General features: G+C 41.1%; 8 protein-coding genes. 2 read left to right on the top strand and 6 right to left on the bottom strand.

The annotated features are described in order from the left end of the window. Positions 1–57: 57 nt before the first annotated feature. A complete protein-coding gene (locus BCU84_RS19885) occupies positions 58–1,842 on the bottom strand; it encodes an aminopeptidase P family protein (RefSeq protein WP_102529766.1) in 1,785 nt (594 codons plus the stop codon). A 223-nt stretch (positions 1,843–2,065) separates the two neighbouring features. Here BCU84_RS19885 and BCU84_RS19880 point away from each other — a divergent pair, with 223 nt between their 5' ends. After that, positions 2,066–3,283 carry a Xaa-Pro peptidase family protein gene (locus tag BCU84_RS19880; protein ID WP_102529765.1) on the top strand — a complete coding sequence of 406 codons (1,218 nt, stop codon included), beginning with the start codon at positions 2,066–2,068 and terminating at the stop codon, positions 3,281–3,283. A 183-nt stretch (positions 3,284–3,466) separates the two neighbouring features. Here the strand turns inward: BCU84_RS19880 and BCU84_RS19875 are convergent, their stop codons facing one another. The 5 genes from BCU84_RS19875 to BCU84_RS19855 form a co-directional block, all read right to left on the bottom strand. Continuing rightward, the gene (locus tag BCU84_RS19875; RefSeq protein ID WP_102529764.1) at positions 3,467–3,937 is read right to left on the bottom strand and encodes an FKBP-type peptidyl-prolyl cis-trans isomerase; all 471 of its coding nucleotides are present in this window, start codon (positions 3,935–3,937) and stop codon (positions 3,467–3,469) included. A gap of 256 nt (positions 3,938–4,193) precedes the next feature. Then, the gene (locus BCU84_RS19870; protein WP_102529763.1) at positions 4,194–4,532 is read right to left on the bottom strand and encodes a DUF1294 domain-containing protein; all 339 of its coding nucleotides are present in this window, start codon (positions 4,530–4,532) and stop codon (positions 4,194–4,196) included. Positions 4,533–4,544: 12 nt separating this feature from the next. Continuing rightward, positions 4,545–5,159 (bottom strand): YceI family protein, encoded by a 615-nt coding sequence (locus BCU84_RS19865; protein ID WP_102529762.1) that lies wholly within the window; start codon positions 5,157–5,159, stop codon positions 4,545–4,547. A 20-nt stretch (positions 5,160–5,179) separates the two neighbouring features. Continuing rightward, a complete protein-coding gene (locus BCU84_RS19860) occupies positions 5,180–6,451 on the bottom strand; it encodes a DUF418 domain-containing protein (RefSeq protein WP_241906498.1) in 1,272 nt (423 codons plus the stop codon). Positions 6,452–6,553: 102 nt separating this feature from the next. Next, positions 6,554–7,030 carry a hotdog fold domain-containing protein gene (locus BCU84_RS19855; protein ID WP_102529761.1) on the bottom strand — a complete coding sequence of 159 codons (477 nt, stop codon included), beginning with the start codon at positions 7,028–7,030 and terminating at the stop codon, positions 6,554–6,556. A gap of 296 nt (positions 7,031–7,326) precedes the next feature. Between BCU84_RS19855 and BCU84_RS19850 the strand changes: the two genes are divergently transcribed. Further along, complete coding sequence (locus BCU84_RS19850; protein WP_102529760.1) at positions 7,327–8,259, top strand: DUF368 domain-containing protein; 933 nt, start codon at positions 7,327–7,329, stop codon at positions 8,257–8,259. The last annotated feature ends 151 nt before the right edge of the window (positions 8,260–8,410 follow it).

Genomic DNA, 8,410 nt, shown 5'->3' with positions numbered 1-8,410 from the left:
TGCTTTTTATAAGTGCTTTTATAAACGCTTTCTTAAACGCTAATTGGAAGCAGTAAATTAAATTGCTTGAGTTACTTCAGTTAACCACGCTAAGTCATCACCTTGCATCATAGGTGAAATTTTAGCGAAGACTAATTCATGGTATTGATTAAACCAGTTTACTTCCGCTTCGCTCAGTAATGATTTATCAACCAGTCTCTTATCCATTGGAATAAGGGTTAATGCATCAAACTCCATCATTTCTCTTTCAGGATTTGCAAGTTTCGATGGCACGATAGCCACTAGATTTTCAATACGGATACCAAACTCATCTGCGCGGTAATAACCTGGCTCATTTGACAGCACCATACCTGGAACCAATGCCACATTATTCACATTTTTACCAATACGTTGCGGGCCTTCGTGAACACTTAGGAAGTGACCAACACCATGACCTGTACCGTGGTCGTAATCACAGCCATGCTGCCATAAGTACTGACGTGCGAAGCCATCGAGTTGTTGACCTGATGTGCCTTTCGGGAATTTGGCTTGATCGAGGGCGATATGTCCTTTTAATACTAAAGTGAACATTTTTTGCTGTTCAGCGGTGACATCGCCAATAGCGATAGTACGAGTAACATCGGTTGTGCCATCGATATATTGCGCGCCTGAATCAACTAAATAAATGCTGTTCATGGTCATCTGACTTGGTGTGCCGTCAAGGTGGTTGTAGTGGCACATTGCGCCGTTACCGCCAGTAGCAGAAATAGTATCAAAACTCGGTTCACGGTATAGCGGATCAGTTAAGCGGAATGATTCAAGCTTGTCTGCAAGCTCAGCTTCATCATGCATGATATTAGCTGCGACTTCTCGGTCAAGCCAAGCAAGGAAGCGACTGACTGCAACGCCGTCTCTCAGGTGACTTTCACGCATGCCATTAAGCTCGGCAGCATTTTTTTGTGCTTTTGGGAGTGCCACAGGATCAGAACCTGCGATGAGTACTGCACCAGCATTTTTAGCGCTGAGTTGGCTCCAAGCGTTTGCCGTATTAGGGTCAGCCAGTAACTTCACACCATTCAATTGTGATAATGCATCAGCCAGTAAAGATTCATCTTTAAACTCAACGCCACTACCTACATGCTCGCTAAAACCTGCTGGCAGTTTATTGCTATCTGCAAATAAGGTCATATCGCCATTGGTAGAAAGTAATGCACAACCTAAAGTCACAGGCAGTCTTGGAACATCGCTGCCACGAATATTCAATAACCAGCAAAATGAATCTAATGCTGAAATTAGCGCCATGTCAGCGCCTTGTTTTGCGACCCGTTCACCAATTTGCTGACGTTTTTCAATGCTGTTTCGGCCAGCGCCTTCGTGGCTGAACAAGCTAATGAGCTCGCTTGACAGTGCAGGGCGATCTTGCCAATGAACATCAATCGGGTTTTCATCAACGCTCACTAGACTTAAATTCTCTTTAACCAGTTTTTGCTCAGCTTGTTGGTACCAAGCTAACGTGTGTAAACGGCTATCAATGCCTACGCGCGCTCCTGCGCCTAGTTGTTCAATCAACCATTCAACTTGAGGTGTGTCGTACAAGCTTTCATAACTAAATAACTCAGCACTTACTTGCTGCTTCACTTGAACGGTGTAACGACCATCAATGAAAATAGCGGCGCTGTCTTTTAATACAATGGCCATACCAGCAGAGCCTGTAAAATCAGTCGCCCATAATAGGCGCTCGTTGCGCTCAGGGACATATTCCCCAAGGTATTCATCAGCTCTAGGAATAATGAATGCATCTAGATTGTGTTTGGTAAGTTCCTGACGAATAGCGTCAAGCCGCTGATTGATTTTCTCTGACATGATAGCTCCATTGGAGGTTGCTGATTGACTCAGTCTTATTGAGGAATGGCGATTATCGCAATTGCGTTAGGTTATTTGCAAGTAAAGAAGTTACCAGCGTAATAGTTGCATCATTGATAAGCGGTTAAACATAATTTGTAACTTTATATTGTATACATTTTAGATTAGCAGTTTACACTATGGCAAATATCTCATCATCAGTTAACTTTTTATGGAGTCATTTATGACTATTGGTGTCGGCACCCAAACACAAGAACAAGCATTCGCTAGCTTATCTGATATGACTACTGATGTAGCCCATATAGAATTAGCTGAATTCGAACAACGTATTGCTAAAGCGCAAAGCTTAATGCAGCAACAAGGCATTGAAGCTATTTATATCAATGCCGGCACAAACCTATACTACTTTACTGGTACCAAATGGTACGCCAGTGAGCGAGTGGTGGGTGCGATTATTCCTGCTGTAGGTAATGTTGAATATATTGCGCCTGCCTTTGAGCTAGATACCCTTGAAGGCTATATGGCGATTAAAGGCAACGTGAATACTTGGCAAGAGGATGAAAGCCCTTATGCCTTATTTGCACAAACGCTCGACAATATGGGGATTCATAGCGGTAAAGTGGGTATTGATGAATCAACAGCATTCTTCATTTTCGATGGAATGCGCCTTGCCAACGATAAGCTGAACTATATCAATGCAAAAAGTATTACAGCTGGCTGCAGAATGATTAAGTCAGCAGCTGAACTTGGCTTACTGCAACGCGTAAAAGATATGACACTTGCTGTGCATGTGGCCACTGCAAGTATTTTACATGAAGGGATAACCACAGCTGAGGTTGAAGCTTTTATCCATGAAGCGCATAAACGTGTTGGCGCTGCAGCGGGTTCTTATTTCTGCATCGTGTTATTTGGTGAAGATACAGCGTATCCACATGGGGTTAAATCACCTAAAACTCTTGAGCAAAATGATACGGTATTGATTGATACGGGTTGTCAGCTTGGTGGTTATAACTCTGACATTACCCGTACTTATGTGTTCGGTGAAGCCAATGAGCGACAACGTAGTTTGTGGGATCTTGAACAGCAAGCCCAGCTTGCGGCATTCGCAGCAGCCCAAATTGGTGAAACTTGTGCCAATGTTGATAGAGCTGCCAGAGCGGTGATTGTCGATGCTGGTTTTGGTCCAGGGTATGATGTGCCAGGATTGCCACACCGGACAGGTCATGGGGTTGGTTTAGATATTCATGAATGGCCATATTTAGTGTTAAATGATCAAACGCCACTAGAAGCGGGTATGTGTTTTAGTAATGAACCAATGCTGTGTGTACTAGGAGAGTTTGGTGTACGTCATGAAGACCATTTTTATATGACGGATGCTGGCCCTGTTTGGTTTACTACACCGGCTAAGTCTATTGACGACCCGTTTAATTTAGCTAAGTAAGTTTAAGCGCTAAAACCAGACTGAGAGCCAGAGTGAGAACCAGAGTAAGAACTAGAGCAAGAACTCGTTGTTAAATAAGTACAACCAACGCTAATGCAGAATAAAAAATGCCCTATTGGTGATTAAACCAATAGGGCATTTTTATGATTCAGATGAGTTAACTGTCTTATTCTTAGCTTCGTCTTAGTTAATCGCTAATAACTCAACTTCAAAAATCAGTACCGAACCACCTTCAATTTTACCTGCAGCGCGGTTGCCGTAAGCTAATGTGCTCGGAACAAAGAACTTAAATTTATCACCAACATTCATCAACTGAACACCTTCTGTCCAGCCTGGAATTACACGGTTAAGTGGAAAATCAATACTTTCACCACGGTCAACCGAGCTATCGAAAATCGTCCCATCAATTAATGTGCCGTGATAATGCACTGTAACCGTATCAGTCGCTTTTGGGTGTTCTGTGCCATCGCCTTTGTGCATAACTAAATACTGTAGGCCAGAAAGTGTTGTTACTACGCCTTCTTTTGCCTGGTTCTCAAGTAAGAAAGCATTGCCTTTAGTTATATTTTCTTGAGCAGCTTTTTTATTATTTGATTGAGTGAAAAAGTAAAAGATGAGTCCTGCGATGACGCATACAGCCAAAACGACTTTCATAGTATTAATCCCGATGTATTTTTTAGTAAGTTTTTTAGCTGAAACGGTATCGTTTCAACCTCGAGTAACTTTCACGTTAATAAGCCTGTTATTTAATAGGTAAGTAACAAGGAAGTTATGCGCAAGTCAGTCGATAAAAATTCTGATTGAGAACCTGATATGCATGGTACTGATAGAAATAAGCGGGGTAAAGCGAAAGCGTCATTTGTTGTACCTAGGCTTTATCGGCTCGCTGGTTTAGCAGCAAGATGTGACATTATTGAGCAAAAAAAGTGATATAAGCCATTAAAGAAGCAAAAGAAAAGTTAACTAATATCATTAAGCGATAAATCCACTTAAACGGCGTTTTCTGGGTTTTATGTCTGAACACCTCTTGCGCAATAATACCGGCGGGCCAGCCACCTATAAGTGCAAAACCATGCAGTGTTTGCTCTTGAATGCGCCACTTCTGTTTACTTGCCGCGCGTTTATCTCGCCATGTGATAAAGCCACTGATCAGATTGACTGCCAACAAGTAATAGCCAAGGTTCATCGATATCATAAAGCCGATGACTAACATGGTTGCTAAACTTATCAGGCCGAAAATTTTCATCATAGACTCGCTTTTTTATTTTAAAAATTCAGCATAAATTTCTAATTCAATCTCATCGCCAACAATCGGTATATAACTACTCATGCCAAAATCAGAGCGTTTTATTTGGCCTACAGCACTAAAACCGACAGTGTACTTTCCTGTCATCCAGTTATCTGCGCCGCCATGAAAAGTCGCCGTGAAGGTCACGGGTTTCGTCACACCGCGTAAGGTTAAATCACCACTGAAATTAAAGCTGGTGTCATTAATGGGGGTAACTGTATGACTTACAAATGCAGCTTGAGGGAATTGGGCACTGTGAAACCAAGTATCTTCTTGCAAGGTGTCGCTTAAGTCAGGGTTATTGATGTCAATCGAGCTTATATCAACTACGGCGCTGAGCGTCGCAGCTGCCATATCGTTAGGATCAAAATTAAGTTCAGCGTCAAACTGATTAAAGCGGCCAACATAAGTTGATAAGCCCAAATGCTGAATTTTAAAAATTAGCGCGGCATGGTTTTCATCCAGTTGATATTCACCTGGTTGCAGCTCAAGCAGATCTGACTCAACATTGGGCGCTACCCAGCTAACACAGCTACTTAATAATAACAGCGCTATACCCGCAAATAATGCTTTGAGATATTGACTCATAGGCCTTCCTGGTTTGCCGTTCACGTGTTGGACTTTGCCATAACAAGTTTGCGCCACAGGGCTTCTAACGGGCCTTGATTAAAAAATCGTAGATAGACTGGCGCTAACACTAACTGTAACAGGGTTATGATGATTGCGATAAGGAAATAGTCTACTCGATTCAAGCTCATGTATAAGTCACTTGCATAATGGCTTATAGCGTAACGAAAAATGCTGACACCAATAAGAGATTGAAAAATATAGCAGCTAAATGCAAGTTTACCGACAGCTTGAAATGGCGCTAAAACCCGTTGACTGTTTTGGCAAATTTTGACTATAAGATGCACATAAACTAACGCCATTGCTATTGCGCTCACCATCATCATGCTTGTCGATAATTCAACTAAAACGGGGTTGGATGAAAAGCTTAAAATTGAGTCAATGGTTGAAAATAATATCGTCACAATAATACATTGAAGCAGTGCTTTTCTATCCAAGCCATGTTCGAATACGCCTTGCTTATACAGGACCATGCCCCACATCATTAACCCGCCTGCATACCACATGATAGTGAGCGGGATGAGCATTAGCATAAAGCCCACTTGCATTAATTGTAGCAAAACGACATTAATATAAGCTGCAGACCAATCTAAAAGCTGCTGCTGATGCAGTTCTGAGCCTCTAAAATAATGTTCTTCTTCAATGGCAAGAGAGAATAAAGCCACAAGTACTAGTGCAGCAAAAATAAATTGATTGGCACGCTTTTTAATGGTTTCAATATCTGCGTTAACGTAATTAAGTGCTAGAAAAGCACTAATGCCATAAGTCAGTAGAATATCACCACCCCAAATGAAAATGCCGTGAATCAGCCCGAAAACAATGAGCCATTTAAGGCGTTTTTTAATGAACGGATAAGCGGGTAAGTTATTGGCTTCGAAGCGTTGATACTGAATCAGTAATCCTGCGCCAAATAAAATAGACAACAGGCTTAAAAAACGTCCTTCTAGAAAGAAGTTACTGAACACTTCTAAAATTCTATCTGATGCTATTTGTGGTAAATGCGCTGCGTAACCATAAAAACTGTCATTCATAAAAAAGATATTCATGAATAAAATGCCCAATATGGCTATGCCTCTAAGTGCATCCATATTGCTATTACGGTTGCCGTGGCTTTCGTTAATGGTATTTGGGCGTTTGTTTGAGCTGGCGTTGGCACTTGATGAGTTCGAACGACTTATTACAGTATTTGCTGCGGTACTTGCTGAATTGGGTGAGGTACCAATATGAGCTGCAGAATCCTTTTTGCTATTCATATCTTTATTTTTGTTGTGTTTTCTAATGATAAAAGTGCTGAAAGCGTAACAGCCTGTGATCGAAAAAGATACAGGGTTAAGCTTTCAACCTTATGATATCAATTACTTTTGCGGCTTTTCAGAAATCCATAATTTAATCGTGCCTTTAACCACAACATTTCCATCAGTATCGTAGGCGTTAACGGGGACGAGTAAATCTCCGACTTGCCATTGTTCTGGGGTGACTTCAGCAACGCACACAATGTCACTACCCGCTTTGGCGGTATAATCGACAGACATGCCTTTTGGGATCCAACGAAGGTGTTTAGGCACTGATGCTTCTGCCATCACTCCCATTGCCATTTCTAAACCGTTACAAATGGCGATGACATGAACGGTTTTAATATGATTATGAACCGCATTACGTTTTTTAATTAATACTGAGCATCGGTTAACAGTAAGATCGGTAACCAGTGGTTTTACCGTGGCAAAATATGGCGCCATTCTTGATACCATAATAGAGAAAATCTTATGTCCAAAAGGGTACTTAGTTACCTTGTTATATAAAGCTAATACATGGTTGGGTTTTGAGCTGCTCATATCAATCCTTGTCTTATTAGAATTATTTTTACATCTGGTCTGATGAGTTAGTTTGAAGTGAGTTTAACATCCTTGTAACCACTTGCACATAACCTATGTAAATTGAAAAAGATTAATTAGTCTCTTGCGCCGTTGCAGGTATAATTCGGTTTGGTATTTTCACTTTGTTATTGGCTAAATGGCAAAGTGCTAAATCTCAGTCTTTATCTCAGTCTTAATTTGGGGCTTTATCACGACCTTTATCGCAAATAGGGTTAGATAAATTTAGATTTCAGGTGTTTTACTAAGGATTAGCTTTGCAGCAACTATTAAATTATTTCAAAGGAATGGCGATGGGCGCCGCAGATGTGGTTCCTGGTGTCTCGGGTGGCACGATTGCATTTATTACAGGGATTTTAGAGCCATTATTAGACGGGATTAAAAAGATTAACCCTTCATTATTAGGCGTGATAAAACAGCAAGGCATTAAAGCTGCATTCATGCACATTAATGGCCCTTTTTTAGTGGCTGTTTTTGGCGGTATTCTCACCAGTATATTCAGTCTCGCTAAGCTGATTTCATGGTTATTGACCAACCATCCTGTACCAGTTTGGTCATTTTTCTTTGGTTTAATTCTGTTCTCAGTGGTGCACATGCTAAGGCAGGTGAGTAGCATCAACCTGTTGCGCTGCGTGTTGTTTGTATTCGGTGTAGCCTTTGCTTGGTTTATTACTGTATTAAATCCCATTGAATTAGATGCCGGATATTTGAACTTTTTCTTTGCCGGATGTATTGCGATTTGCGCGATGATTTTACCGGGTATTTCAGGTAGCTTCATTTTGTTGTTATTAGGGCTATATCCTGCAGTATTGGCCGCAGCAAAGGGGTTTGATGTTCTATTATTGGCATGTTTTGCAATGGGATGCGTCGTTGGGCTATTAAGCTTTAGTCATGTGTTATCTGCCATGTTACGTAAATTCCATGATGAGACATTATTATTTCTAACAGGGTTAATGCTCGGCACCTTAGGAAAAATTTGGCCCTGGAAAGAAGTATTAACCTGGCGCGAAAACTCTAAAGGCGAACAAGTACCGCTTACCGAGCAAAACTTATCACCGATGCAGTTTGAGCAACTAACAGGTGAGTCATCACAGCTTGCCGCAGCCGTTATTTGTCTGCTGGTGGGTATTGGACTCGTTTGGGGCTTAGAGATATTTGGACAACGCCACGCAGAAAAGGCCGATAGCTAATCTATTCATAGGCTTTCTAGCGTCGTTTATACTTTTACTCATGTGATGCTTGTTTTTTAAACATCACATGAGTTATAGGTTGGAACAGTAAACCTCCGATTTCATCTCTATCAAGATAAAAATTTACTTTTTATTATAATTTAATGAGTTA

The sequence above is a fragment of the Shewanella sp. 10N.286.51.B7 genome (genome assembly GCF_002873615.1).
GTDB lineage: Bacteria > Pseudomonadota > Gammaproteobacteria > Enterobacterales > Shewanellaceae > Shewanella > Shewanella electrodiphila.
Note: the sequence above shows the minus strand (reverse complement) of the source record. Positions and strands in the feature narration are given on the sequence as shown.

What these genes read in the sequence shown, in the direction of transcription:
- BCU84_RS19860 (WP_241906498.1), bottom strand. Translation starts at nt 6,451, where the DNA reads ATGAATAGCAAAAAGGATTCTGCAGCTCATATTGGTACCTCACCCAAT.
- BCU84_RS19855 (WP_102529761.1), bottom strand. Translation starts at nt 7,030, where the DNA reads ATGAGCAGCTCAAAACCCAACCATGTATTAGCTTTATATAACAAGGTA.
- BCU84_RS19875 (WP_102529764.1), bottom strand. Translation starts at nt 3,937, where the DNA reads ATGAAAGTCGTTTTGGCTGTATGCGTCATCGCAGGACTCATCTTTTAC.
- BCU84_RS19870 (WP_102529763.1), bottom strand. Translation starts at nt 4,532, where the DNA reads ATGATGAAAATTTTCGGCCTGATAAGTTTAGCAACCATGTTAGTCATC.
- BCU84_RS19865 (WP_102529762.1), bottom strand. Translation starts at nt 5,159, where the DNA reads ATGAGTCAATATCTCAAAGCATTATTTGCGGGTATAGCGCTGTTATTA.
- BCU84_RS19880 (WP_102529765.1), top strand. Translation starts at nt 2,066, where the DNA reads ATGACTATTGGTGTCGGCACCCAAACACAAGAACAAGCATTCGCTAGC.
- BCU84_RS19885 (WP_102529766.1), bottom strand. Translation starts at nt 1,842, where the DNA reads ATGTCAGAGAAAATCAATCAGCGGCTTGACGCTATTCGTCAGGAACTT.